24 protein-coding genes are annotated in these 25,729 nt (G+C 57.7%); 15 read left to right on the top strand and 9 right to left on the bottom strand.

Annotation, left to right across the window (positions count from 1 at the left end; genetic code table 11):
- A complete protein-coding gene (locus ABLV64_RS19640) occupies positions 1-1,431 on the bottom strand; it encodes a sodium:alanine symporter family protein (RefSeq protein ID WP_004204227.1) in 1,431 nt (476 codons plus the stop codon).
- Positions 1,432-1,633: 202 nt separating this feature from the next.
- On the opposite strand from ABLV64_RS19640, the gene tal reads away from it, so the two are divergent.
- From tal to ABLV64_RS19625, 3 genes are all read left to right on the top strand, one after another.
- Complete coding sequence (tal, locus tag ABLV64_RS19635) at positions 1,634-2,587, top strand: transaldolase (protein WP_004204228.1); 954 nt, start codon at positions 1,634-1,636, stop codon at positions 2,585-2,587.
- Positions 2,588-2,686: 99 nt separating this feature from the next.
- Positions 2,687-3,274: a molybdopterin adenylyltransferase gene (mog, locus tag ABLV64_RS19630; protein ID WP_004204229.1), complete on the top strand. Its 588-nt coding sequence runs from the start codon at positions 2,687-2,689 to the stop codon at positions 3,272-3,274.
- A gap of 119 nt (positions 3,275-3,393) precedes the next feature.
- Positions 3,394-4,695: an MFS transporter gene (locus ABLV64_RS19625; protein WP_004204230.1), complete on the top strand. Its 1,302-nt coding sequence runs from the start codon at positions 3,394-3,396 to the stop codon at positions 4,693-4,695.
- Positions 4,696-4,751: 56 nt separating this feature from the next.
- Here the strand turns inward: ABLV64_RS19625 and satP are convergent, their stop codons facing one another.
- From satP to ABLV64_RS19610, 3 genes are all read right to left on the bottom strand, one after another.
- Positions 4,752-5,318 carry an acetate uptake transporter gene (gene satP / locus ABLV64_RS19620; protein ID WP_004204231.1) on the bottom strand — a complete coding sequence of 189 codons (567 nt, stop codon included), beginning with the start codon at positions 5,316-5,318 and terminating at the stop codon, positions 4,752-4,754.
- Between the two features lie 88 nt (positions 5,319-5,406).
- Positions 5,407-6,156 (bottom strand): acidic protein MsyB, encoded by a 750-nt coding sequence (gene msyB / locus ABLV64_RS19615; protein WP_004204232.1) that lies wholly within the window; start codon positions 6,154-6,156, stop codon positions 5,407-5,409.
- Between the two features lie 28 nt (positions 6,157-6,184).
- Entirely contained in the window at positions 6,185-6,589 is a 405-nt protein-coding gene (locus ABLV64_RS19610) for a DUF2541 family protein (RefSeq protein ID WP_049093221.1), read from the bottom strand.
- 396 nt (positions 6,590-6,985) lie between these two features.
- Here ABLV64_RS19610 and dnaK point away from each other — a divergent pair, with 396 nt between their 5' ends.
- The 4 genes from dnaK to nhaR all read left to right on the top strand — a co-directional run bounded on the left by dnaK (position 6,986) and on the right by nhaR (position 12,425).
- Positions 6,986-8,902, top strand: a complete 1,917-nt coding sequence (gene dnaK, locus ABLV64_RS19605; protein WP_004204234.1) for a molecular chaperone DnaK — start codon at positions 6,986-6,988, stop codon at positions 8,900-8,902.
- Positions 8,903-8,989: 87 nt separating this feature from the next.
- Complete coding sequence (gene dnaJ, locus ABLV64_RS19600) at positions 8,990-10,123, top strand: molecular chaperone DnaJ (RefSeq protein WP_002887955.1); 1,134 nt, start codon at positions 8,990-8,992, stop codon at positions 10,121-10,123.
- A gap of 176 nt (positions 10,124-10,299) precedes the next feature.
- Positions 10,300-11,475 carry a Na+/H+ antiporter NhaA gene (gene nhaA / locus ABLV64_RS19595; protein ID WP_017901221.1) on the top strand — a complete coding sequence of 392 codons (1,176 nt, stop codon included), beginning with the start codon at positions 10,300-10,302 and terminating at the stop codon, positions 11,473-11,475.
- A 53-nt stretch (positions 11,476-11,528) separates the two neighbouring features.
- A complete protein-coding gene (gene nhaR / locus ABLV64_RS19590) occupies positions 11,529-12,425 on the top strand; it encodes a transcriptional activator NhaR (protein WP_002887961.1) in 897 nt (298 codons plus the stop codon).
- Between the two features lie 108 nt (positions 12,426-12,533).
- Here nhaR and rpsT read toward each other — a convergent pair whose 3' ends face one another.
- On the bottom strand, positions 12,534-12,797 hold the full coding sequence (gene rpsT / locus ABLV64_RS19585; protein ID WP_002887965.1) for a 30S ribosomal protein S20: 264 nt from the start codon (positions 12,795-12,797) through the stop codon (positions 12,534-12,536).
- A 329-nt stretch (positions 12,798-13,126) separates the two neighbouring features.
- Here rpsT and ribF point away from each other — a divergent pair, with 329 nt between their 5' ends.
- The 7 genes from ribF to ABLV64_RS19550 all read left to right on the top strand — a co-directional run bounded on the left by ribF (position 13,127) and on the right by ABLV64_RS19550 (position 20,305).
- A complete protein-coding gene (ribF, locus tag ABLV64_RS19580) occupies positions 13,127-14,065 on the top strand; it encodes a bifunctional riboflavin kinase/FAD synthetase (RefSeq protein WP_004204236.1) in 939 nt (312 codons plus the stop codon).
- 43 nt (positions 14,066-14,108) lie between these two features.
- Positions 14,109-16,925, top strand: a complete 2,817-nt coding sequence (ileS, locus tag ABLV64_RS19575; protein WP_004204238.1) for an isoleucine--tRNA ligase — start codon at positions 14,109-14,111, stop codon at positions 16,923-16,925.
- Entirely contained in the window at positions 16,925-17,425 is a 501-nt protein-coding gene (lspA, locus tag ABLV64_RS19570; RefSeq protein ID WP_017901219.1) for a signal peptidase II, read from the top strand. Before ileS ends, lspA begins: the two co-directional genes overlap by 1 nt.
- 116 nt (positions 17,426-17,541) lie before the next feature.
- Positions 17,542-17,991, top strand: coding sequence for an FKBP-type peptidyl-prolyl cis-trans isomerase (gene fkpB / locus ABLV64_RS19565; protein WP_023291927.1), 450 nt, complete (start codon positions 17,542-17,544; stop codon positions 17,989-17,991).
- A 1-nt stretch (position 17,992) separates the two neighbouring features.
- Positions 17,993-18,943: a 4-hydroxy-3-methylbut-2-enyl diphosphate reductase gene (gene ispH, locus ABLV64_RS19560; protein ID WP_002887979.1), complete on the top strand. Its 951-nt coding sequence runs from the start codon at positions 17,993-17,995 to the stop codon at positions 18,941-18,943.
- Between the two features lie 67 nt (positions 18,944-19,010).
- Positions 19,011-19,925: a ribonucleoside hydrolase RihC gene (rihC, locus tag ABLV64_RS19555; RefSeq protein WP_004204242.1), complete on the top strand. Its 915-nt coding sequence runs from the start codon at positions 19,011-19,013 to the stop codon at positions 19,923-19,925.
- 29 nt (positions 19,926-19,954) lie between these two features.
- Positions 19,955-20,305 (top strand): DUF805 domain-containing protein, encoded by a 351-nt coding sequence (locus ABLV64_RS19550; RefSeq protein ID WP_049004272.1) that lies wholly within the window; start codon positions 19,955-19,957, stop codon positions 20,303-20,305.
- Here ABLV64_RS19550 and ABLV64_RS19545 read toward each other — a convergent pair.
- Entirely contained in the window at positions 20,268-21,197 is a 930-nt protein-coding gene (locus ABLV64_RS19545) for a LysR family transcriptional regulator (protein WP_049093225.1), read from the bottom strand. The genes ABLV64_RS19550 and ABLV64_RS19545 overlap by 38 nt on opposite strands.
- A gap of 92 nt (positions 21,198-21,289) precedes the next feature.
- Between ABLV64_RS19545 and ABLV64_RS19540 the strand changes: the two genes are divergently transcribed.
- Positions 21,290-21,919: a hypothetical protein gene (locus ABLV64_RS19540; protein ID WP_004204246.1), complete on the top strand. Its 630-nt coding sequence runs from the start codon at positions 21,290-21,292 to the stop codon at positions 21,917-21,919.
- 5 nt (positions 21,920-21,924) lie between these two features.
- Here ABLV64_RS19540 and ABLV64_RS19535 read toward each other — a convergent pair whose 3' ends face one another.
- From ABLV64_RS19535 to ABLV64_RS19525, 3 genes are all read right to left on the bottom strand, one after another.
- Complete coding sequence (locus tag ABLV64_RS19535; protein WP_004204247.1) at positions 21,925-22,629, bottom strand: response regulator; 705 nt, start codon at positions 22,627-22,629, stop codon at positions 21,925-21,927.
- On the bottom strand, positions 22,622-24,250 hold the full coding sequence (locus ABLV64_RS19530) for a sensor histidine kinase (RefSeq protein ID WP_048322953.1): 1,629 nt from the start codon (positions 24,248-24,250) through the stop codon (positions 22,622-22,624). The genes ABLV64_RS19535 and ABLV64_RS19530 overlap by 8 nt, the downstream gene beginning before the upstream one ends.
- Before the next feature lie 165 nt (positions 24,251-24,415).
- Positions 24,416-25,717, bottom strand: a complete 1,302-nt coding sequence (locus ABLV64_RS19525) for an oxaloacetate decarboxylase subunit beta (RefSeq protein WP_004204249.1) — start codon at positions 25,715-25,717, stop codon at positions 24,416-24,418.
- Positions 25,718-25,729: the final 12 nt, after the last annotated feature.

Below are 25,729 nucleotides of genomic sequence, written 5' to 3'. Positions count from 1 at the left end.
TTATTCGCGCGGCAGTTCATTCCACGCGCCCGGGGCCAGCTGCTGGTGAATCTCGGGATAGCGCGATGCATCAAAAGTGGGCTGGATGCCCAGCTGGCGCTGACGCAGATAATCACTGGCGATAATTCGCACCGTCGGGGAGAGCAGCAGGATGGCCGTCAGGTTGGTCATCGCCATCAGCGCCATAATGATATCCGCGCTCTGCCAGACGACCGGCAGGCTAACCAGGGTCCCCAACAGCACCATCAGGACGGTGAGTATTCGCAGACCCCAGATATAACGCGGCTTATCCAGATGCAGAAAGATCAGATTATTTTCCGCATACACGTAGTTGGCCACGATAGAGCTAAAAGCGAACAGCAGCACGATGAGGGCGATAAAATCCGCTCCCCAGCCGCCGACCAGCACACTCATCGCGTGTTGCAAGTCCTGAATACCATTGAGCGTATATTCATTGTCGGGCCGCGGCGCCAGCATGACGATAATCGCGCTGGCGGTACAGATCACGATGGTATCGATAAACACGCCTATCATCTGCACGATACCCTGCGCCGCCGGGTGCGGCGGCCATGAGGCGGCGGCTGCGGCGGCGTTAGGCGAAGAGCCCATCCCTGCTTCATTGGAGAACATGCCGCGCTGAAAGCCGCTGGTCAGCGCCTGGCTGATGGTGTAGCCCACCGCGCCGGCGGCGGCTTCCTGCCAGCCGAAGGCGCAGCGAAAGATGGTGGCGAAAATCGTCGGCAGGGCGGTGATATGCCACAGGCCGATAAGCAGGCTGGTGGCGATCCACAGCAGCGCCATGATGGGCACTATCCACTGCATCAGGCGCGCCACGCCGCGTAAACCGCGGAGGATGGCCAGCAGAACGACAACGGCCAGCACGCCGCCGCTGACCGCCGCCGGCAGATCGAACGCATAGCGCAGGGCATGGGCCACGGAGTTAGCCTGCACGGTATTGAAGATAAAACCATAGGCCAGCAGCAGGAGGATCGAAAACAGCACGCCCATCCAGCGCATGCCGAGCCCGCGCGCCATATACCAGGCCGGGCCGCCGCGAAACTGGCCGCGGCTATCGCGTTCTTTATACAACTGGGCAAGGGAACATTCGGCGAAGCTGCTGGCCATGCCGAGCAGGGCGGAGACCCACATCCAGAATACCGCTCCTGGTCCGCCGGCGGCGATGGCCAGCGTGACGCCGGCAAGATTACCGCTGCCAACCCGGGCGGCAAGACTGGTACATAACGCCTGAAAAGAGGTTAAACCGCCCGGCTGCGGGTGCAGGCTTTTTTTCAGACTGCGGCTAAATTTGCGCACGTAACGGAACTGAATACCCCGGGTTTGCCAGCTAAACCAGATGCCGGCGCCCAGTAGCAGATAAATCATCACTGAGCCCCAGAGTATTTCATTGATAAATGAGAGAAAATCAGGCATTAAACATCCTCTTGTCCATGCCGGCACGCCAGTGTAAGCGTTACCAATTAAGTGACAATCCTTGCGCTTTCAGCAAATTAATCTGCATAGTTTATCACACTCTGCGCTCTTCTCTCGTCGGCGGTTGCGCTGACCCGGCAGCGTGTTATCATCTGGGCAGACCGGTTACATCCCCTTAACTGCTGTTTAAGAGAAATATATCATGACGGATAAATTAACTTCTCTGCGTCAGTACACTACTGTCGTCGCTGACACCGGAGATATTGCGGCAATGAAGCTGTATCAGCCTCAGGATGCCACCACCAACCCTTCCCTGATCCTCGGCGCGGCTCAGATCCCTGAGTACCGTAAGCTGATTGACGACGCTGTGGCCTGGGCTCGTAGCCAGAGCAGCGATCGCGCACAGCAGATCCTTGATGCTTCCGATAAGCTGGCGGTGAACATCGGTCTCGAAATCCTGAAACTGATCCCGGGCCGTATCTCCACCGAAGTGGATGCGCGTCTCTCCTATGATACTGAAGCGTCTATCGCCAAAGCCAAGCGCATTATCAAGCTGTATAACGACGCGGGCATCAGCAACGATCGTATTCTGATCAAGCTGGCTTCCACCTGGCAGGGCATTCGCGCCGCTGAGCAGCTGGAAAAAGAAGGCATCAACTGCAACCTGACCCTGCTGTTCTCCTTCGCTCAGGCTCGTGCTTGCGCCGAAGCGGGCGTCTTCCTGATTTCGCCGTTCGTTGGTCGTATCCTCGACTGGTACAAAGCCAACACCGACAAGAAGGAGTACGCGCCGGCAGAAGATCCGGGCGTGGTTTCCGTCAGCGAAATCTACGAGTACTACAAGCAGCACGGTTATGAAACCGTAGTGATGGGCGCCAGCTTCCGTAACGTTGGTGAAATTCTCGAACTGGCTGGCTGTGACCGCCTGACCATCGCCCCGGCGCTGCTGAAAGAGCTGTCCGAGAGCGAAGGCGCCGTTGAGCGTAAACTGGTGTATACCGGTGAAGTGAAAGCGCGTCCGGAGCGTATTACCGAATCTGAGTTCCTGTGGCAGCATAACCAGGATCCGATGGCGGTAGACAAACTGGCGGAAGGTATCCGTAAGTTTGCGATCGACCAGGAAAAACTGGAAAAAATGATCGGCGAACTGCTGTAATCCCGCAAGTGGCCGACGCCCGTCGGCCACATTACACTGTCTGTCCCGCCAGCAGCAGTGTATCATTTCGTTTAACGCTACAGTTTGAACGGAATAACCATGAATACCTTACGAATCGGCTTAGTTTCCATTTCCGATCGCGCCTCCAGCGGCGTCTATCAGGACAAAGGCATCCCGGCACTGGAAGAGTGGCTGGCGCGTGCCCTCACTACCCCTTTTGAACTGCAGACTCGCCTGATTCCGGATGAGCAGGTCATTATTGAGCAAACGCTGTGCGAACTGGTTGACGAGATGGGGTGCCACCTGGTGCTGACCACCGGCGGAACCGGCCCTGCGCGTCGCGATGTGACGCCCGACGCCACGCTGGCGATTGCCGATCGCGAGATGCCGGGCTTCGGCGAGCAAATGCGCCAGGTTAGCCTACACTTTGTGCCGACGGCGATCCTTTCCCGGCAGGTCGGGGTGATCCGCAAGCAGGCGCTGATCCTCAATCTACCCGGACAACCGAAAGCGATTCAGGAGACCCTGGAAGGGGTGAAAGATGCTGACGGCAACGTGCTGGTGCACGGTATTTTCGCAAGTGTACCTTATTGTGTACAGTTGCTGGAGGGGCCTTATGTGGAAACCGATGGCCGTGTGGTAGAAGCATTTCGTCCAAAAAGCGCCAGACGCGAAACTTTATCCTGAATTTGATGCATTTGTGACATAACCTGCATCGCTGATGGTGTGCCGTTTTATTTACGATATAGTGCTGTTTACTTTACACACTATAAAATACGCTGCACACCTCAGGATGAAATCGCGTTATGTCATATGCAAACCGACCGCTCAACCGCCAGGATTATAAAACGCTAACGCTGGCCGCCCTTGGCGGCGCGCTGGAGTTTTATGATTTTATCATCTTCGTTTTCTTCGCCGCCGTCGTCGGCGAGCTCTTCTTCCCCGCGGATATTCCGGAATGGCTGCGCCAGGTACAGACCTTTGGCATTTTCGCCGCCGGTTACCTGGCGCGTCCGCTGGGGGGGATCATCATGGCCCACTTTGGCGATCTGGTAGGGCGTAAGAAAATGTTTACCCTCAGCATTCTGCTGATGGCGGTGCCGACCCTGGCGATTGGTCTGCTGCCGACCTACAGCTCGGTGGGTATCGTCGCGCCGCTGCTGTTGCTGCTGATGCGTATTCTGCAGGGGGCGGCGATCGGCGGCGAGGTGCCTGGCGCCTGGGTGTTTGTCGCCGAGCATGTTCCGGAAAAACGCATTGGTATCGCCTGCGGCACGCTGACGGCCGGCCTGACCGTAGGCATCCTGCTGGGATCGGTGGTGGCGACGCTTATCAACACCAGCCTGACGCCGCAGGGGATCCACGACGGCGGCTGGCGGATCCCCTTCCTGCTGGGGGGCGTATTTGGCCTGGTGGCGATGTATCTGCGCCGCTGGCTGCAGGAGACGCCGATTTTTCTTGAGATGCAGCAGCGCAAAGCGCTGGCGCAGGAACTGCCGGTAAAGGCGGTCGTCCTCAAGCACCAGAAGGCGGTGGCGGTCTCTATGCTGCTGACCTGGCTGCTGTCGGCAGGCGTGGTGGTGGTGATCCTGATGTCGCCGGTCTGGCTACAGAAACACTATGGCTTCGCCCCGGCGATGACCCTGCAGGCCAACAGCATTGCCACGATTATGTTGTGCATCGGCTGTCTGCTCGCCGGGCTGGCGGCGGACCGCTTCGGCGCCAGCCGCACCTTTATCGTCGGCAGCCTGCTGCTGGCGGTTGCCAGCTGGGCATTTTATCACCTGTCCGGCGCCAGCCCGCAGCGGCTGTTTCTGCTGTACGGTACGGTGGGACTCTGCGTGGGCGTGGTGGGGGCGGTGCCTTATGTCATGGTGCGGGCCTTCCCGGCGGAAGTGCGCTTCACCGGCATTTCCTTTTCCTACAACCTGTCGTACGCGATTTTTGGCGGCCTGACGCCGATTGCCGTCACGATGCTGATGGGGGTGTCGCCGATGGCCCCGGCCTGGTATGTTCTGGCCTTGTCGCTGATGGGCTTGGGATTAGGTATCTGGCTGCGTCAGGGGCTGACGGCGGCGAGGTTGCCGGAAGGGGAGCTGCAGCGCTAAGCAGGGTTTACCGATGATGACCAGCCGCCGCCCTGTCACAGGGCGGCGGCGGAAGATTAACGCGGTTCGCCGATCGGCAACACGGTGCGGCCGAACTGCTCGTTCAGCACTTCGCCCATCGCCAGGTAAATGGCGCTGGCGCCGCAGATCAGGCCGATCCAGCCGGCTACTTTCACGATGCCTTCGTTATCTACCAGATGCCCAATCGCCAGCAGCGCGAACAGCACCGTCAGGCTCAGGAACACGAACTGCAGCATACGTGCGGCTTTCAGCGTGCCGAAGAACATGAACAACGTAAAAATACCCCACAGGCCGAGATACATGCCGAGGAAGTGCGCGTTCGGCGCATCAGCCAGGCCCATTTTCGGCATCAGAAGGATAGCAACCAGCGTCAGCCAGAAGCTGCCGTAGGAGGTAAAAGCGGTCAAGCCAAAGGTGTTGCCTTTTTTGTATTCCAGCAGGCCGGCAAAAATTTGCGCAATGCCACCGTAAAAAATGCCCATCGCCAGGATAGCTACATCGAATGCGAAGAGGCCGCTATTCGCCAGATTAAGCAGAATAGTGGTCATGCCGAAGCCCATAAGGCCCAGCGGTGCCGGATTAGCCAACTTAGTGTTGCCCATAATTCCTCAAAATTATCATTAAAAGGGAAGCATTACCCCGCGACTTGGCGGCGGGGCGCGGCATAATAATGAGGCGCGTAAAGGCTGTCTATGATCTGGCGGGGTATTTTTCACCAATTTCAGTTGCGCCCGACGACGAGTGGAGCATTTGTCGTAAACAGGCAATTTGCAGGACCGCGGGGATGGTGACCCGATAAGCGCTGCCGCTCACCGCTTTCACGCTGTTCAGCGCGGCGCCAAGCGGCCCCCCCAGCCCGGCGCCGCGTACCAGGCCATGACCGATGACGCTCACGGCGGCGTGCGTGCGCAGGATGGCGGTTAACCGCTCATCCAGTAGCAGGGCAACGCCTTCACTCAGCTTGCGGCGTCTCAACAGATGGGGCAGCAGGCTTTCCAGCTCAAGACTCCGGCACTCCACCGCGGCGAGAAACTGCGTTTTTTGTTCCGCATCCAGCTTATTCCAGCTGTGCTGCAGAAAATGCGTCAACAACTGTTGCTCGATCTGCGGCGTCGTCATCTGTTTATCGACCTTTGCCTTCAGCCTCTTACACACATCCAGCAGGATGGCGCGATAAAATTTGCCATGGCGGCGCAGCGTATTGGCGATGCTGTCGCCGCCGAAATGCTGTAGCTCGCCGGCGATCAACTGCCAGTTGCGGCGATAGCGCTCCGGGTGGCCCTCCATAGACAGAAAGGTTTCGTTGCGCAGCAGCGTACTGGAGAGACGGGGTTTGCCATTTTCCCCGTGGGTCAGAATACGGGTAAACGCTTCCAGATGCGCCTCGCTGCACTCAGGCAGAAAGGCGAGATCGTCATCATCCAGATAATTAATACGCATAACGTTTTCTCTCGGGCAGGGGACGACGTTAGTCGTCGCCGATAATTTTCAGTGAGGCCATATCTGAGGAATTGACCGTGTGGCCTGAGAAGGCGATTTTTTTCACACAGCGCTTGTTGTCGTTATCGCTGTTGAGGGTGATCCAGCCGGTGGTGTTGCCCTCTTTGATCCCGGCGGGTACGTTCAGCGTGTGGCTGGCGCCGTGGCTGGCCTTAAAGTAGACGGTTGCTCCGAAGAGCTGTATATCGCCGCGCTCGGCGCTGAGCTGAATACGTTTGACCACCCGGCAGACGGGGAGCTTCAGCGTCAGATCGTTGGTCTCATTGCGCGGCATGGCGATCACGCCGAGGATCTTATGGTCGTTGGCGGCCGCCGAGGTGATAACTGACACGCTAAGGATAAGCCCCGCTGAAAGCCGGAATAGTGATTTCATTAATCTGTCCCCTGAATAAGTAAAGTGCGAGGGCGGGGATCTTATCACTGCGAAAACGGGGCTTTTAGCGCACAAGTATTGCGTTTTATGTCAATGATATTATGAATATATTTGGTTTTTTTATTCGCTATTTGTATGGGTGATTCGCCATCTTTTTTGCCGCCCGGCAATATCCTTTGCTGAGCCATCGGCGACAGGGGGCGAGGGCGTCGGCTGGTCCCCGGCAAAAAATTTTTCTACTTGCCCCTTGATGCCGGAGTGGGCGACCCCATCTTGTAGTCAACCGCAGTGAAGAACCTGAAAAAAAATGATGTCTGGGCAGTTGAAACCGCAGGTTTCGCCCTTATTACAGGTTCACAACCACATGTTGATCGAATTTTTAGTGGAGACGTTTAGATGGGTAAAATTATTGGTATCGACCTGGGTACTACCAACTCTTGTGTAGCGATTATGGATGGCACTACTGCACGCGTGCTGGAGAACGCCGAAGGCGATCGCACCACGCCTTCTATCATTGCCTATACCCAGGATGGTGAAACTCTGGTTGGTCAGCCGGCTAAACGTCAGGCAGTGACAAACCCGCAAAACACCCTGTTTGCGATTAAACGCCTGATTGGCCGCCGCTTCCAGGACGAAGAAGTTCAGCGTGACGTTTCTATCATGCCATACAAAATTGTTGCCGCAGACAATGGCGACGCATGGCTGGATGTGAAAGGCACCAAAACTGCACCGCCGCAGATCTCTGCTGAAGTGCTGAAAAAAATGAAGAAAACGGCTGAAGATTACCTGGGTGAACCGGTAACTGAAGCGGTTATCACCGTACCGGCTTACTTCAACGATGCGCAACGTCAGGCCACCAAAGATGCTGGCCGTATCGCCGGTCTGGAAGTCAAACGTATCATCAACGAACCGACCGCGGCCGCGCTGGCGTACGGTCTGGATAAAGAAGTGGGCAACCGTACTATCGCGGTTTACGACCTCGGTGGTGGTACTTTCGATATCTCTATTATCGAAATCGACGAAGTGGATGGCGAAAAAACCTTCGAAGTACTGGCGACCAACGGTGACACCCACCTGGGCGGCGAAGACTTCGATACCCGTCTGATCAACTACCTCGTTGATGAATTTAAGAAAGATCAGGGCATTGACCTGCGCAACGACCCGCTGGCGATGCAGCGTCTGAAAGAAGCCGCTGAGAAAGCGAAGATTGAACTGTCTTCTGCTCAGCAGACCGACGTTAACCTGCCGTACATCACTGCAGATGCGACCGGTCCGAAACACATGAACATCAAAGTGACTCGCGCGAAACTGGAAAGCCTGGTAGAAGACTTGGTTAACCGTTCCATCGAGCCGCTGAAAGTAGCCCTGCAGGATGCCGGTCTGTCCGTTTCCGATATCAACGACGTGATCCTCGTTGGTGGTCAGACTCGTATGCCGATGGTGCAGAAGAAAGTGGCCGAGTTCTTTGGTAAAGAACCGCGTAAAGACGTTAACCCGGATGAAGCCGTGGCGATCGGTGCTGCCGTTCAGGGCGGTGTACTGACTGGTGATGTGAAAGACGTTCTGCTGCTCGACGTGACCCCGCTGTCGCTGGGTATCGAAACCATGGGCGGCGTGATGACTGCGCTGATCAGCAAAAACACCACCATCCCGACCAAGCACAGCCAGGTGTTCTCTACCGCTGAAGACAACCAGTCTGCGGTCACCATCCATGTGCTGCAGGGTGAGCGTAAACGCGCGTCTGATAACAAATCTCTGGGTCAGTTTAACCTGGATGGTATCAACCCGGCGCCGCGCGGCATGCCGCAGATCGAAGTGACCTTTGACATCGATGCTGACGGTATCCTGCACGTCTCCGCGAAAGACAAAAACAGCGGTAAAGAGCAGAAGATCACCATCAAAGCCTCTTCCGGTCTGAATGAAGAAGAAATTCAGAAAATGGTTCGCGAAGCGGAAGCTAACGCCGAATCTGACCGTAAGTTCGAAGAGCTGGTACAGACCCGCAACCAGGGCGACCATCTGCTGCACAGCACTCGCAAGCAGGTTGAAGAAGCAGGCGATAAACTGCCGGCTGACGACAAAACTGCCATCGAGTCTGCGCTGACCGCGCTGGAAACTTCGCTGAAAGGTGAAGACAAAGCGGACATCGAAGCGAAAATGCAGGCGCTGGCGCAGGCTTCCCAGAAGCTGATGGAAATCGCCCAGCAGCAGCATGCTCAGCAGCAGGCGGGTTCCGCTGACGCTCAGGCGAGCAACGCGAAAGACGACGATGTTGTCGACGCTGAGTTCGAAGAAGTGAAAGATAAAAAATAATCGCCCTTTGAACGGGTAAAACACTGGCACGGGCGAAGAGGTTTCCTCTCCGCCCGTGCACGCATGTTAAGGGGCTGAAAAACACCGATGGCAAAGCAAGATTACTACGAGATTTTAGGCGTCTCCAAAACAGCGGAAGAGCGTGAAATCAAAAAGGCTTATAAGCGCCTGGCCATGAAGTATCACCCGGACCGCAACCAGGGTGATAAAGAGGCCGAAGCCAAATTTAAAGAAATCAAAGAAGCGTATGAAATCCTGACTGATGCCCAGAAGCGTGCGGCCTACGATCAGTACGGCCACGCGGCCTTTGAGCAGGGCGGCATGGGCGGCGGCGGCGGTTTTGGCGGCGGTGCGGACTTCAGCGATATCTTTGGCGATGTTTTCGGCGATATCTTTGGCGGCGGACGTGGCCGGCAGCGCGCGGCGCGCGGCGCCGATCTCCGTTACAACATGGAGCTGACGCTGGAAGAAGCGGTACGTGGCGTCACCAAAGAGATCCGTATTCCGACGCTGGAAGAGTGCGACGTCTGCCACGGCAGCGGCGCCAAAGCTGGCAGCAAACCGCAAACCTGTCCGACCTGTCATGGCGCAGGCCAGGTCCAGATGCGTCAGGGCTTCTTTGCGGTACAGCAGACCTGTCCGCACTGTCAGGGACGCGGTACGCTGATTAAAGATCCGTGCAATAAATGTCATGGTCACGGCCGCGTTGAGAAGACCAAAACCCTGTCGGTTAAAATCCCGGCGGGCGTGGATACCGGGGACCGGATCCGTCTGGCGGGTGAAGGTGAAGCCGGCGAGCATGGCGCACCGGCAGGCGATCTGTACGTTCAGGTTCAGGTGAAGCAGCACGCTATCTTTGAGCGTGAAGGCAATAACCTGTACTGCGAAGTGCCGATCAACTTCACCATGGCAGCGCTGGGCGGCGAGATTGAGGTCCCGACGCTCGACGGCCGCGTCAATCTCAAGATTCCGGGCGAAACCCAGACCGGCAAACTGTTCCGCATGCGCGGCAAAGGCGTGAAATCCGTTCGCGGCGGCGCGCAGGGCGATCTGCTGTGCCGGGTGGTGGTGGAGACGCCGGTGGGGCTGAACGAGAAGCAGAAGCAGCTGCTGAAAGAGCTGCAGGAAAGCTTCGGCGGCCCGACCGGGGAAAACAACAGCCCGCGTTCGAAAAGCTTCTTCGACGGTGTGAAGAAGTTCTTCGACGATTTGACCCGCTAATTCCGCTTTCGCTGACTCCTGGCCCGGGCCTTTGCTGCCCGGGCTTTTTTTGTCTTATCGCTCCTCTTTGATTCGTAAAAATCGAATGTTTACTCAACTTAAATCTGATTTTTTCGAGTTATCAGTTTGTGTATTATGCTTTTATCGAGTTATTCACCAACAGGATGAAAGTAAAAGTGAAACATCTGCAACGATTCTTCAGTAGCGATGCTTCCGGCGGCATTGTCTTAATCATCGCCGCGGTGCTGGCGATGGTCATGGCCAATACCAGCGTGACCAGCGGTCTGTATCACTCCTTCCTTGATACGCCTGTACAGCTGCGGGTGGGGGCGCTGGAGATCAACAAGAATATGCTGCTCTGGATCAATGATGCCCTGATGGCGGTGTTCTTCTTGCTGATTGGCCTCGAGGTCAAACGCGAGCTGATTCAGGGCTCGCTGGCGAGTCGTCGTCAGGCGGTCTTTCCAGTGATTGCCGCGCTCGGCGGGATGATCGTCCCGGCGCTGGTCTATCTGGCCTTTAACGCTCAGGATCCTGTCGCCAGAGAGGGATGGGCGATCCCGGCAGCGACGGATATTGCCTTTGCCCTTGGCGTGCTGGCGCTGTTAGGCAGCCGCGTCCCGACGGCGCTAAAGATTTTCCTGATGGCGCTGGCGATCATTGATGACCTGGGGGCTATCGTGATTATCGCGCTGTTTTATACCCACGACCTGTCAATGCTCTCGCTGGGCGTGGCGGCGGCGGCGATTGCGGTGCTGGTGGCCCTGAATCTGAGCGGCGTGCGGCGCACTGGGATCTATATTCTGGTCGGCGCGGTGCTGTGGACGGCGGTGCTGAAGTCCGGCGTTCACGCGACGCTTGCCGGAGTCATCGTCGGCTTTATGATTCCGTTACAGGAAAAGCAGGGTAAATCCCCGGCCAAAGCGCTTGAGCATGTCCTGCACCCGTGGGTCGCGTTTATGATCCTACCGCTGTTTGCCTTTGCCAACGCGGGTGTCTCGTTGCAGGGGGTCACACTTGATGGACTGACGTCGCTGCTGCCTCTGGGCATCATGGCCGGCCTGTTTATCGGTAAGCCGCTGGGGATCAGCCTGTTCTGCTGGCTGGCCCTGAAGCTGAAGTGGGCCTCGCTGCCGGAGGGGACCACCTGCGGGCAGATTATGGCGGTGGGTATCCTGTGCGGGATTGGCTTTACGATGTCGATTTTTATCGCCAGTCTCGCCTTTGGCAACGTGGATCCCGCGTTGATCAACTGGGCCAAGCTTGGCATCTTGATCGGCTCAGTGTTATCGGCCGTCACCGGATACCTCATACTGCGTCAGCGCGCGACGGATACTCGCCTCGCGGTATAACCTTTCTGCGGAGGGCCTCTCCGGCCCTCCAGGACATTATCAGGGAGAGAAGCATGTCACATATCAACTACAACCATCTGTACTACTTCTGGCACGTCTATAAAGAAGGGTCTGTCGTGGGCGCGGCGGAGGCGCTGTTTCTGACGCCGCAGACCATTACCGGGCAGATCAAAGCGCTGGAGGAGCGTCTGCAGGGTAAATTATTCAAGCGCAAGGGAAGAGGGCTGGAGCCGAGCGAGCTCGGGGAGTTGGTCTTCCGCTATGCCGACCGGATGTTTACCCTGAGCCAGGAGATGCTCGACATCGTCAACTATCGCAAAGAGTCTAATCTGCTGTTTGACGTCGGCGTGGCCGATGCGCTCTCGAAGCGGCTGGTCAGCGGCGTGCTGGATGCCGCCGTTGTCGAAAGCGAGCAGATTCATCTGCGCTGTTTTGAATCCACCCATGAGCTGCTGCTGGAGCAGTTGAGCCAGCATAAGCTCGATATGATTATCTCTGACTGCCCGATCGACTCGACGCAGCAGGAAGGGCTGTTTTCGGTGAAGATTGGCGAGTGTAGCGTCAGCTTCTGGTGTATGAACCCGGCGCCGACGAAGCCGTTCCCGGCTTGTCTCGAAGAGCGACGGCTGCTAATCCCCGGCCGACGATCGATGCTGGGACGTAAGCTGCTGAACTGGATTAATGTGCAGGGGCTGAAGGTGGAGATTCTCGGCGAGTTTGACGACGCGGCGCTCATGAAAGCCTTTGGCGCTGCGCATAATGCGATATTTGTCGCGCCGACGCTCTACGCGCATGATTTCTATCATGATGAATCGATTGTCGAAATTGGCCGCATGGATAGCGTGATGGAGGAGTATCACGCTATTTTCGCCGAACGGATGATTCAGCATCCGGCGGTACAGCGCATCTGCAATCGCGATTATTCGTCGCTGTTTACTGAACCCAGATAGCCGGAAAGCGTGGCTGGCGTGGCTCAGGTCGCGCCAGGGCGGGGAAGATGACAGGCATAAAAAAACCCGCTTTCGCGGGTTTTTTCACAAAGCGACAACAAGCAGCGATTAAGCCAGTTTGTTGATCTGAGCGGTCAGGTTAGCCTTATGACGCGCAGCTTTGTTTTTGTGGATCAGACCTTTAGCAGCCTGACGGTCCACGATCGGTTGCATTTCGTTAAATGCTTTTTGTGCAGCAGCTTTGTCGCCAGCTTCGATAGCTGCGTATACTTTCTTGATGAAAGTACGCATCATAGAGCGACGGCTAGCGTTGTGCTTGCGAGCCTTTTCAGACTGAACGGCGCGCTTCTTAGCTGATTTGATATTAGCCAAGGTCCAACTCCCAAATGTGTTCTATATGGACAATTCAAAGGCCGAGGAATATGCCCGTTTAGCCTTCTTTTGTCAATGGATTTGTGCAAATAAGCGCCGTTTAACACCACAGCGCTTCATTACGTAGTGATGGCGCAAGATTCTACCAGCTTGTTGCAGGCGAATACAGCTTTTCCACCATAAAAATCGCCGGGGGCGGGCGGTTTTCCCGCTTACCCGCGCTGAGTGAATGAATTCCTGAGAACTTTCGTTGCCGAGGAGCAATCGCTGGTTAACGTTGACAGTTGTACAAGGTATACTCGGACGATTTTCACTGTTTTGAGCCAGACATGAAGCTGATACGCGGCATACATAATCTCAGTCAGGCCCCGCACGGGTGCGTGCTGACCATTGGCAATTTTGACGGCGTGCATCGTGGGCATCAGGCGCTGCTGCAGCGATTGCGCGAAGAGGGCCGCCAGCGCGGTTTACCGGTGGTGGTGATGATTTTCGAACCCCAGCCGCTCGAGCTTTTTGCCGCCGATAAAGCCCCGGCGCGGTTGACCCGCCTGCGTGAAAAGCTGAGCTATCTGGCTGAAAGCGGGGTCGACTATGTGCTGTGCGTTCGCTTCGACCGCCGGTTCGCCGCGCTGACGGCGCAGGATTTTATCAGTGAACTGCTGGTGCGCCGCCTGGGCGTGCAGTTCCTTGCCGTCGGTGACGATTTCCGCTTTGGCGCTGGTCGCCAGGGGGATTTCTTGTTATTACAAAAGGCGGGGGCGGAATACGGCTTCGACGTCACCAGCACCCAAACCTTCTGCGAAGGCGGGGTGCGGATCAGCAGCACGGCGGTGCGTCAGGCGCTGGCCGATGACGATCTTCTTCTTGCGGAGACGCTGCTCGGCCATCCGTTTAGCATTTCCGGACGTGTCGTGCATGGCGACGAACTGGGCCGTACCATAGGTTTTCCGACGGCGAACTTACCGCTGCGTCGTCAGGTTTCCCCGGTTAAAGGGGTCTATGCGGTAGAAGTGACAGGTCTGGGCGACAAACCGATCGCCGGTGTCGCCAATATTGGCACCCGTCCAACGGTAGCGGGCGTGCGTCAGCAGCTCGAAGTGCATCTGTTGGACGTTGTAATGGACCTCTACGGTCGCCATATCAATGTAGTACTGCGTAAAAAGATACGTAATGAGCAGCGGTTTGCGTCGCTGGACGAGCTGAAGGCGCAAATCGCACGTGATGAGTTAACGGCCCGCGAATTATTTGGGCTGACCAGCCAGGCCTGAGCCACTGGTGTTTATCAAACCGAAATACGGAACCGAGAATCTGATGAGTGACTATAAATCGACCCTGAATTTGCCGGAAACAGGGTTCCCTATGCGTGGCGACCTCGCCAAACGCGAACCGGGAATGCTGGCGCGTTGGACCGATGATGACCTGTACGGCATCATTCGTGCAGCCAAAAAAGGCAAAAAAACCTTCATTCTGCATGATGGCCCTCCTTATGCGAATGGCAGCATTCATATTGGTCACTCGGTAAACAAGATTCTGAAAGACATTATCGTTAAGTCCAAAGGACTGACGGGCTATGACTCGCCTTACGTTCCGGGCTGGGACTGCCACGGTCTGCCGATCGAGCTGAAAGTAGAGCAGGAATACGGCAAGCCGGGCGAGAAGTTCACCGCAGCAGAATTCCGCGCCAAGTGCCGCGAATATGCCGCCGAGCAGATCGACGGCCAGCGTAAAGACTTTATTCGCCTCGGCGTGCTGGGCGACTGGTCGCATCCGTACCTGACCATGGACTTCAAAACCGAAGCCAATATCATTCGCGCGCTGGGCAAAATCATCGGCAACGGCCATCTGCATAAAGGCGCCAAGCCGGTGCACTGGTGCGTAGACTGCCGTTCCGCGCTGGCGGAAGCGGAAGTGGAGTATTACGACAAGACTTCCCCATCCATCGACGTGGCGTTCCACGCGGTAGATAAAGCCGCGGTGCTGGCGAAATTCGGCGTCGCCGACGTCAACGGCCCGGTGTCGCTGGTTATCTGGACCACCACTCCGTGGACCCTGCCGGCTAACCGCGCCATCTCCCTGTCGCCGGAGTTCGACTATGCGCTGGTGCAGGTTGACGGTCAGGCGCTGATCCTGGCGAAAGACCTGGTCGAGAGCGTGATGAAGCGCGTTGGCGCGGCCGATTACACCATCCTGGCGGCGGTGAACGGCGCCGAGCTTGAACTGATGCGTTTCCAGCATCCGTTCCTGGATTTCGACGTGCCGGCGATCCTTGGCGACCACGTGACGCTGGATGCCGGTACCGGCGCGGTGCATACCGCCGGCGGCCACGGTCCGGACGACTACACGATCAGCCAGAAATACGGTCTGGAAATCGCTAACCCGGTTGGCCCGGACGGAGCTTATCTGCCAGGCACTTATCCGTCCCTGGACGGTATCAACGTCTTCAAAGCCAACGATATCATCGTTGAGATGCTGCGTGAGCGCGGCGCGCTGCTGCATGTGGAAAAAATGCAGCACAGCTATCCGTGCTGCTGGCGCCACAAGTCGCCGATCATCTTCCGCGCCACCCCGCAGTGGTTCGTGAGCATGGATCAGAAAGGTCTGCGCGCGCAGTCGCTGAAAGAGATCAAAGGCGTGCAGTGGATCCCGGACTGGGGCCAGGCGCGTATCGAATCGATGGTCGCCAACCGTCCTGACTGGTGTATCTCCCGTCAGCGTACCTGGGGCGTGCCGATGTCGCTGTTCGTGCATAAAGAAACCCACGAACTGCACCCGCGTACCCTTGAGTTGATGGAAGAAGTCGCGAAGCGTGTTGAAGTCGACGGCATCCAGGCGTGGTGGGATCTCGATTCCCGCGACATCCTTGGCGATGACGCTGACAGCTACGAGAAAGTGCCGGATACCCTCGACGTCTGGTTTGACTCCGGATCGACCCACTCTTCCGTGGTTGACGTGCGTCCGGAATTCGCCGGTCACGCCGCCGATATGTATCTGGAAGGCTCCGACCAGCATCGTGGCTGGTTCATGTCCTCGCTGATGATTTCCACGGCGATGAAAGGCAAAGCGCCCTATCGTCAGGTACTGACCCACGGCTTCACCGTCGATGGTCAGGGGCGCAAAATGTCCAAGTCTATCGGCAACACCGTTAGCCCGCAGGACGTGATGAACAAGTTGGGCGCCGACATCCTGCGACTGTGGGTGGCTTCCACCGACTACACCGGCGAAATGGCGGTCTCTGACGAGATCCTCAAACGCGCCGCGGACAGCTATCGTCGTATCCGTAACACCGCGCGCTTCCTGCTGGCGAACCTGAACGGTTTCGATCCGGCAAAAGACATGGTCAAACCGGAAGAGATGGTGGTGCTGGATCGCTGGGCGGTCGGCTGCGCGCAGGCGGCACAGGAAGATATCCTGAAAGCCTACGAATCCTACGACTTCCACGAAGTGGTGCAGCGCCTGATGCGCTTCTGCTCCATTGAGATGGGCTCGTTCTACCTCGACATCATCAAAGACCGCCAGTACACCGCTAAGGCGGACAGCGTGGCGCGTCGCAGCTGCCAGACCGCGCTGTTCCACATCGTGGAAGCGCTGGTGCGCTGGATGGCGCCGATCATGTCCTTCACTGCGGACGAAATCTGGGGTTACCTGCCGGGCGAGCGTGAGAAATACGTCTTTACCGGCGAATGGTATCAGGGTCTCTTCGGCCTGGCCGACGACGAAGCGATGAATGACGGCTTCTGGGATGAGCTGCTGAAAGTCCGTGGCGAAGTCAACAAAGTGATCGAGCAGGCGCGTGCGGATAAGAAAGTCGGTGGTTCGCTGGAAGCTGCGGTGACGCTGTATGCTGATGCCGACCTGGCCGCTAAGCTCAACGCACTGGGGGATGAATTGCGATTTGTCCTGTTGACCTCCGGGGCGAACGTCGCAGACTATGCGAGCGCATCTGCTGATGCGCAGCAGAGCGAACTGCTCAAAGGGCTGAAAGTCGCATTGAGTAAAGCTGAAGGTGAGAAATGCCCGCGCTGCTGGCATTACACCACCGATATCGGCAAGGTGGCGGAACACGCGGAAATCTGCGGACGCTGTGTGAGCAACGTCGCCGGTGACGGCGAGCAACGTAAATTCGCCTGATGAGTAAATCGATCTGTTCAACGGGGCTACGCTGGCTGTGGGTGGTCGTAGCCGTGCTGATTATCGATCTGGGCAGCAAATTCCTGATCCTCCAGAACTTCGCTCTGGGGGAGACGGTTCCGCTGTTCCCGTCGCTTAATCTGCATTATGCCCGCAACTATGGCGCGGCCTTTAGCTTCCTCGCCGACAGCGGCGGCTGGCAGCGCTGGTTCTTTTCCGGGATCGCGATCGGCATTTGCGTGGTGCTGACGGTGCTGATGTACCGTTCGAAGGCGACGCAAAAGCTGAACAATATTGCCTACGCCCTGATTATCGGCGGCGCGCTGGGCAACTTGTTCGATCGCCTGTGGCACGGCTTTGTGGTCGATATGATCGACTTCTACGTCGGCGACTGGCACTTCGCCACTTTCAACCTCGCCGATAGCGCTATCTGCATCGGCGCGGCGATGATTGTGCTGGAAGGCTTCTTGCCGAAACCGACCGCAAAAGAGCAGGTGTAAATGTTAATGCCGGGTGGCGCCACGCCTGCCCGGCCTACAGAATGTGTGGTCTCCCGTCGCCCGGTAAGCGTAGCGCCTCCGGGCAACAGGTGACCTAAAACAAGCGAGCAATTTGCATGTCTAAATCCGTACAGAGCAACAGCGCGGTTCTCGTTCACTTCACGCTGAAGCTGGACGATGGATCCACCGCCGAGTCCACCCGTAACAATGGCAAACCGGCGCTGTTTCGCCTCGGCGACACCTCCCTGTCTGAAGGGCTGGAGCAACAGCTTCTTGGTCTGAAAGAGGGCGAGAAAAAGGCCTTTTCGCTGGAGCCTGACGCCGCTTTTGGCGTCCCGAGCCCGGACCTGATTCAGTATTTCTCTCGCCGCGAGTTTATCGACGCCGGCGAGCCGGAGATCGGCGCGATTATGCTCTTTACCGCAATGGATGGCAGCGAAATGCCTGGCGTGATCCGCGAAGTGAACGGCGATTCCATCACCGTCGACTTCAACCATCCGCTGGCCGGGCGCACCGTTCATTTTGATATTGAAGTGCTGGAGATCGATCCGGCGCTGGAGGATTAACATGCAGATCCTGTTGGCTAACCCGCGCGGCTTTTGCGCTGGCGTTGACCGCGCTATCAGCATTGTAGAAAACGCGCTGACGCTGTACGGCGCGCCGATCTATGTTCGTCATGAAGTGGTGCATAACCGCTATGTGGTGGATAGCCTGCGCAAGCGCGGCGCCATATTTATCGAACAGATCAGCGAAGTACCGGACGGCGCGATCCTGATTTTCTCCGCTCACGGCGTATCGCAGGCGGTACGGAATGAAGCGAAGAGCCGCGACCTGACGGTGTTCGACGCCACCTGTCCGCTGGTGACGAAAGTGCATATGGAAGTCGCCCGCGCCAGCCGCCGTGGCGAAGAGTCGATTCTGATCGGCCATGCCGGACACCCGGAAGTCGAAGGCACTATGGGGCAGTACAATAACCCGCAAGGGGGCATGTACCTGGTCGAGTCGCCGGAAGATGTTCTCAAGCTGGAAGTCAAAAACGACGCCCGGCTGTCGTTTATGACCCAGACCACCCTCTCGGTGGACGATACCTCTGATGTGATTGACGCGCTGCGCGCGCGTTTCCCGAAAATCGTCGGCCCGCGCAAAGACGACATTTGCTATGCCACCACTAACCGTCAGGAAGCGGTGCGCGCGCTGGCGGAGCAGGCTGACGTGGTGCTGGTGGTCGGTTCGAAAAACTCCTCCAACTCTAACCGCCTCGCCGAACTGGCGCAGCGGATGGGTAAGGCAGCCTACCTGATTGACGATGCCTCCGATATTCAGGAAGCCTGGGTCAAGGATGCGGCCTGCGTTGGCGTGACGGCGGGCGCATCGGCGCCGGATATTCTGGTGCAGAACGTTATCACCCGCCTGCAGGAGCTGGGCGGTGGCGAAGCGGTGCCGCTGGAAGGCCGAGAAGAGAATATCGTTTTTGAAGTGCCGAAAGAGCTGCGTGTGGATGTCCGTGAAGTAGAGTAAGTTCTTTCCGCCTGCAATATGAGAAGATGCCAGACTTAACGTCTGGCATTTTTTTTAGGGAGAAACCATGCGCTTACCGATCATTCTTGATACTGACCCGGGCATCGACGACGCTGCCGCCATTGCTGCGGCGCTGTTCGCTCCCGAGCTGGATCTGCAGCTGATGACCACCGTGGCGGGCAATGTCTCGGTGGAGAAGACGACCCGTAACGCGCTGCAGCTGCTGCACTTCTGGCATGCCGATGTGCCGCTGGCGCAGGGCGCTTCGATGCCGCTGGTGCGTCCCCTGCGCGATGCCGCTTCGGTGCATGGCGAATCCGGTATGGAAGGGTATGACTTTGTTGAGCATCAACGTCAGCCGCTGGCGAAGCCGGCCTTCCAGGCGATCCGTGATGCGCTTATGCACGCTGCCGAGCCGATCACTCTGGTGGCGATTGGCCCGCTGACCAATATTGCGCTGCTGCTGACCCAGTATCCGGAATGCGTATTCAACATTCGCCGGCTGGTGATCATGGGCGGCTCGGCGGGCCGCGGCAACTTTACGCCGAATGCCGAATTCAATATTGCCATCGACCCGGAAGCTGCCGCGAAAGTCTTCCACAGCGGGCTGGAGATTGTGATGTGCGGGCTGGACGTCACCAATCGGGCGCTGTTGACGGCGGATTATCTGGCAACCCTGCCGACGCTGAACCAGACCGGTAAAATGCTCCATGCGCTGTTTAGCCACTATCGCAGCGGCAGCATGAGCAGTGGTCTGCGAATGCACGATCTCTGCGCTATCGCATGGCTGGCCCGCCCGGAACTGTTCACTCTGCAGCCATGTTTTGTGGCGGTGGAGACGCAGGGCACCTGGACCGCCGGCACCACGGTGGTGGATATTGAAGGACGACTGGGTCAGCCGGCGAACGCCCAGGTGGCGCTGGATATCGACGTGGAAGGGTTTCAGCGCTGGGCGGCGGAGGTGATTGCTCTGGCGCCGTAATACCCACCCAATCTTCAAGGAGAGAAGCAATGACCTATGGACAGGCGTATTTGAGCGGCTGGAAAGAGACCTTTAATTTTAGCGGCCGGGCCAGCCGACAGCAGTTCTGGACGTTTTTTCTTATCAATCTACTGATCGCCAGCGCGCCGCTGGCCGTCTGGTGTCTGGCAACCCGCCTAGACCCTCGCTACGGCATCCTCAGCTTTGTGGTCATACCCTTTGCGGCGCTGTGGCTGCTATTGATGGCGATCCCCCTGCTGGCAGTTGGCTGCCGGCGGATGCATGACATCGGCCGCTCCGGGATCTGGTTCGTGCTGGGGGTTATCATTCCGTGGTTTGCGGTTATTTCGCTGGCTCTGTGCTGCCTGCGTTCAGCGTAGGCACCGTCTCGCTGAGATAATCAATCATCGCCCGCATTCTGGCGGGCATATGCTTATCTCCCGCCCACAGCAGCCACAGATCGCCGGAATAGCTGCTGATAAATTCCCACTCGGGCAGCACCTGCACAATGTCGCCATTCGCCAGCGCCTCGCGGGCGGTGAACAGCGGCAGGCTGCCGATCCCCAGATGCTGCTTAACCGCGTCGAGGCGCACGGCGGTATGGTTGGCGGCGTACCGCCCGTATGTTTGCACCGTTTCGGTTTTCCCTTCCCGACGGAACTTCCAGCGCGCGTCGGCAGGCGTTTCGCCAAGACTGATGCAGCTGTGCGCCCGCAGTTCCTGCGGCGTGTGCGGCATACCGTGGCGCTGTAAATAGGCTTCAGTGGCGCAGATAACGTGCGTGACCGGCATCAGCGGTTTGCCATGCAGGCCGGGCGAGGGGGTATCGGTGATGCGTAGCGCCAGATCGATACCGTCATCGATAAAATCCAGAGGGCGATCTTCCAGCCGCAGGCAGACGTCAACCTGCGGGTAACGGTGAAAAAACGCCATCATCAGCGGATGGATCACAAAGCGGCCGATAGCTTTCGGTACGCTGAGCGTCAGCTTTCCCTGGGCGACCGTTTGGCGACTGCCGGCGGAATCCATCGCCTGTCGCGCCGCTTCCAGCATCTGCTGGGCATGCTGGTAAACCGTTTCCCCGGCATCGCTCAGACGCAGCTTGCGAGTGGTACGCTGCAGCAGTTTGCAGCCCATCTCTCGCTCCAGCCGCGACACGCTACGGCTAACCGCGGAAGGGGTAATGCCGCTCTGGCGGGCGACGGCGGAGAAGCTGCCCTGGTCGACGATCTGTACGAAGAGGGCAAGGTCGGGCAGGAGGTTCAGATTCATTTGTGCCCCTGGAGCAAGAGTGCATTGGCGGATGATGGGATTATCGCTGTCGGTATTAATAATATACTGGGCGAACAGAGAGGAGAATCACTATGACTGAACGGGTTTATTACACCAGCGATGCTACCGACGGGCGCGCCCAGATCATCGCCTGCACTGCAGAAGCGGATGGCCGTTACGCCATCGAACTGGATCGGACGCTGTTTCACCCGCAAGGGGGCGGTCAACCGGCGGATTGCGGCTGGATTGCCGGACAGGCCGTTGAGACGGTGGTTGTGCGCGGCGACAGGGTGCTGCATATTCTGTCGCAACTGCTTCCCCTCGGTGAAGTGGAGATGAAAATTGATGCCTCCGCGAGACAGCTGCATGCTCGTCTGCATTCTGCCGGCCACCTGCTTGGCCTGGCGGGCGAACAGCTTGGCTGGCAACCGGTGAAAGCGCACCACTGGCCCGGCGAAGGGCGGATAACCTTTGCCAGCAGGAATAGCGCCGCGCTGCCGGACGCCAGTGCGCTACTGGCGCTAGTAAAGGCATGGCAGGCGCAGGATTTACCGCGTCAGGTGACGTTCGCTGACGGCATGCGCAAAGTGGGATTCGGCGAGCTGCCCGCCTATCCCTGCGGTGGCACCCACGTCGCCCGTCTGGCGGAGCTGGGCGACATTGTCATTAGTCAGATTAAGATGAAGAAGGGGCAGTTGGTGATCAGCTATTCCCTGACGTAAACGTTTCAGTTCTGCTCAGGGTAGGTCTGTTTGACGCGATAAATACGCTCCGGTCGGCCAACCTTGCCGTAGCTGATTTCCGCTTCCAGAAAGTCGTTCTTCACTCCCTGTTCCAGATAACGGCGAGCGGTGGTTTTGCTGCTGCCAAGGATACGCGCCAGCGAGTCGGCGGTATGTACCACCGCCGGGTCGGCAAACAGCTGGAGTACGCGCTGAAAGGTGCTTTCATCGATCCCGCGTAGCGGTGCGCTGGCCGGTTCCGTCTGTTCCCGAGCCTGAATATTAAACAGCGCATCGACGTGGATCTGGCTGGCCTGTTCGCTGGAACGCAGCGAGCTGCGATAGCGGGCGAAGCGCTCCAGGGTGTGCTGCAGGCGCTGATAATGCACCGGCTTAATTAGATAGTCGAACACCCCCAGGCGCAGCGCTTCGCTGATGGTATCCATATGATTATCAGCGGTAATAAAGATGATCCGCCCCTTGTAATGGGTACTGACCGCATGGCGGATCAGATCGATACCTTTGCCATCAGGTAAGAAATTATCCAACAGGATCAGCTGCGGTTGATACAATCTGAGTTGTTTCCTGGCGCTCTCGAGTTTATCCGCAATGCCAATGACGTCGAACTGGGGAAACTGTTTGATGTTATCCACCAGGATCTCCGCCAGCATAGGTTCGTCTTCAACGATAAGAGTGGTGATGCTATCCATGATGTTCATCTCGGGTCAGGGGAATATAAAGAGTAAAGATGGTGCCAAAGGGAAGGTTATTTTCGACGACGATGCTGCCGCCTGCCTGTTCCACGTAGCTGCGAACCAGCCAGAGTCCGATGCCATGATCTTTGCTGACGCTGCTGGTGACGCCGCGCTCGAAGATCCGATCGCGCAGCGTCTCGTCAATGCCGCATCCCTGATCGGCGACCTCGATAATCACTTCGTGGCCGTCGCTGTTGATCAGGCACTCTATCTGCTTTGAGCCCTGCGGCTGTTGCAGGCTGGCATTGTAGGCGTTATCAAGCAGATTCCCCACGATCGAGATCCATTCGTTGTGAGAAAGGGCGGTGGGTAATCTGTCGACGAAGCAGGCCGGATCGAAAACCAGTTCCAGACCGAGCTCTTTGGCGCGGTAATACTTGCCGATCAACAGCCCGGCCAGATGGTTATCCTGGAAATTCCGCGCGATAAAATCGATCACTTTCTGGTGGCTTTCCGACTGCTGTTGGATCAGATCCAGCGCATGATCGTAGCGTTTAAGAAACAGCAGGCCGGCGATGGTGGAGATCAGATTGCGATGCTCATGCTGCACGGCGCGCAGGTTATCGGCATACTGTTGCACCTGACTGAGCTGCAGGCTGAGGGTGTTGATATCGTCTTTACTACGAAAGCTGATCACCCAGCCCTGTGGCTCATTATTTAAGATCACCGCCATCCGGCTGGCGATCACTTTGATATGATTGAAGGTGACGATCTCGTCTTTTTTATTGGTCTGCGGCGCATCGTAGAAGAAAGCCTCCTGAGAAATAACGCTGCTGATCCCTTTACCGATAAGCGTCGGTTCCGGTTGGCTCAGGTTGAGCAGCCGGCGGGCAGTCTGATTAATCGCGGTGATCTTGTAACGGGAGTCGATGGCGATGAGCCCTTCGAACACGGATTCAAACAACACGCTTTGCTGGATCAACAGCTGCGACAGCTGTTGAGGTTCCATATTCAGCATCTGCTTTTTGATATGCAACGAGAAGCGGCGGGCGCAGTAGAGCAGGAGCAGTAACATGATCGCCATCGGGATCAGCAGCGAGCTTATCTGCAGGCTGAGCCAGTTCTCTAACTGTTCAATGGTATAGCCTACCGACACAATGCCAATCACCTTGCCGGTCTCGTCCTGAATCGGTGATTTACCGCGCAGCGAGGAGCCCAGCGAGCCTTTGCGCACTGACACGTAGCTTTTCGCGTTTAACAATGCTTCATCGCTATCGCCGCCCTCCATCGATTTGCCGATTTCATCAGGATTAACATGATAGAGGCGCTGGCCGTTGGCATCACCGACGGTGATATAGGTGGCGTCGGAGAACGAACGCATGGGATCGATAAGCGCTTTGATTCTGGCGAGATCGCGTTTCTGAACCGCTTCGACCAGCTCCGGCATCGCCGAAATCTGCATTGCCTGAATCAGCGCCCGCTGCCCGACCTGGTAATGCAGACGCTCTTCGGTAATGTCGGTCAGATACCATGACATCGCCAGCATAACGATCGTCGAGGTGAATAAGATCAGCAGGAAGATGCGATTCTGAAACGATCGCCTGGCAAACCAGTGGGTGATTTTTCGGGTATACATAGCGCCAATAGACATTAAATGATTAGTTTCCCCGTTTCGCGGCCCGAGAACCCGCAGATGGCGCACAGAACCGCTAATTTCAGAAAAGTGATCGATGGCAAGGGGGCGCTGTTAATCCTGACCCGGAGGCGAGGTAACGGCCACGCCTCCGGAGAGGATGCCGGCCTACATCGCCAGCACGTACTTGAGCATCACCCCGGCGGCGATCGCCGAGCCGATCACCCCAGCCACGTTCGGGCCCATGGCGTGCATCAGCAGGAAGTTCTGCCCGTCCGCTTCCAGACCCACCTTGTTCGACACCCGCGCCGCCATCGGCACCGCCGACACCCCGGCTGAACCGATCAGCGGGTTGATCGGGTTCTTACTGAACCTGTTCAGCAGCTTCGCCATCAGCACCCCGGCCGCGGTGCCCACGCAGAAGGCGATCACCCCCAGCAGCAGGATCCCCAGGGTCTGCGGCTGCAGGAACTTGTCCGCCACCAGCTTGGCTCCCACCGACAGCCCGAGGAAGATGGTCACGATGTTGATTAGCGCGTTCTGCACCGTGTCGCTCAGCCGCTCCACCACCCCGCTCTCGCGCATCAGGTTGCCGAAGCAGAACATCCCCAGCAGCGGCGCGGCGTCCGGCAGCAGGAGCGCCACCAGCAGCAACAGCACCGCCGGGAAGAGGATCTTCTCCCGCTTACTCACCGTACGCAGCTGCACCATGCGGATCTTCCGCTCCTTATTCGTGGTCAGCGCCTTCATGATCGGCGGCTGGATCAGCGGCACCAGCGCCATGTAGGAGTAGGCCGCCACCGCGATGGCCCCCAGCAGCTCCGGTGCCAGCTTGCCCGACAGGTAGATAGCCGTCGGGCCGTCGGCGCCGCCGATGATGCCGATGGCCGCCGCCTGCGGCAGGGTGAAGCTGATGATGCCGAAGTAGTTCAGCGTCAGCGCCCCGAGCACGGTGGCGAAGATACCGAACTGCGCCGCCGCCCCCAGCAGCAGGGTGCGCGGGTTGGCCAGCAGCGGGCCGAAATCGGTCATCGCCCCGACGCCCATGAAAATTACCAGCGGCGCGATGCCCGAGCCAATCGCCACCTTATAGAAGATGGCCAGCACCCCGGCGGAGTAGCCCATGTCCACCGCCAGGCTCTCCATCTGCCCCTGCACCGACGGCAGGGCCAGGGCCAGCGCGTCCTTAATGGCGTGGACGTCCGGCGCGCAGTGGAGCTTCGCGGCAATCACCGCCAGCTGCGCCGGGTCGTGGTGGGCCAGCAGGCTCTCCAGGGCGGTGAGCGCTAGCCCGGCCTCCGGAATATTGGAGAGCAGGCCGCCGAAGCCAATCGGCAGCAGCAGTAACGGCTCGAACTTCCTGGCAATCGCCAGCCAGAGCAGCAGCAGGCTGACCAGCAGCATCACCGCCTGGCCGAACCCCAGGTGCATCAGCCCCATCCCCTGAATCAGGGCGTTCAGACTTTCCATTTCCGCTCCTCG

This window comes from Klebsiella sp. JB_Kp031, from assembly GCF_040064295.1.
GTDB classification, from domain to species: Bacteria; Pseudomonadota; Gammaproteobacteria; order Enterobacterales; family Enterobacteriaceae; genus Klebsiella; species Klebsiella quasipneumoniae.
The sequence above is the reverse complement of the archived record's forward strand: the minus strand, read 5'-3'. Positions and strand labels throughout refer to the sequence as shown.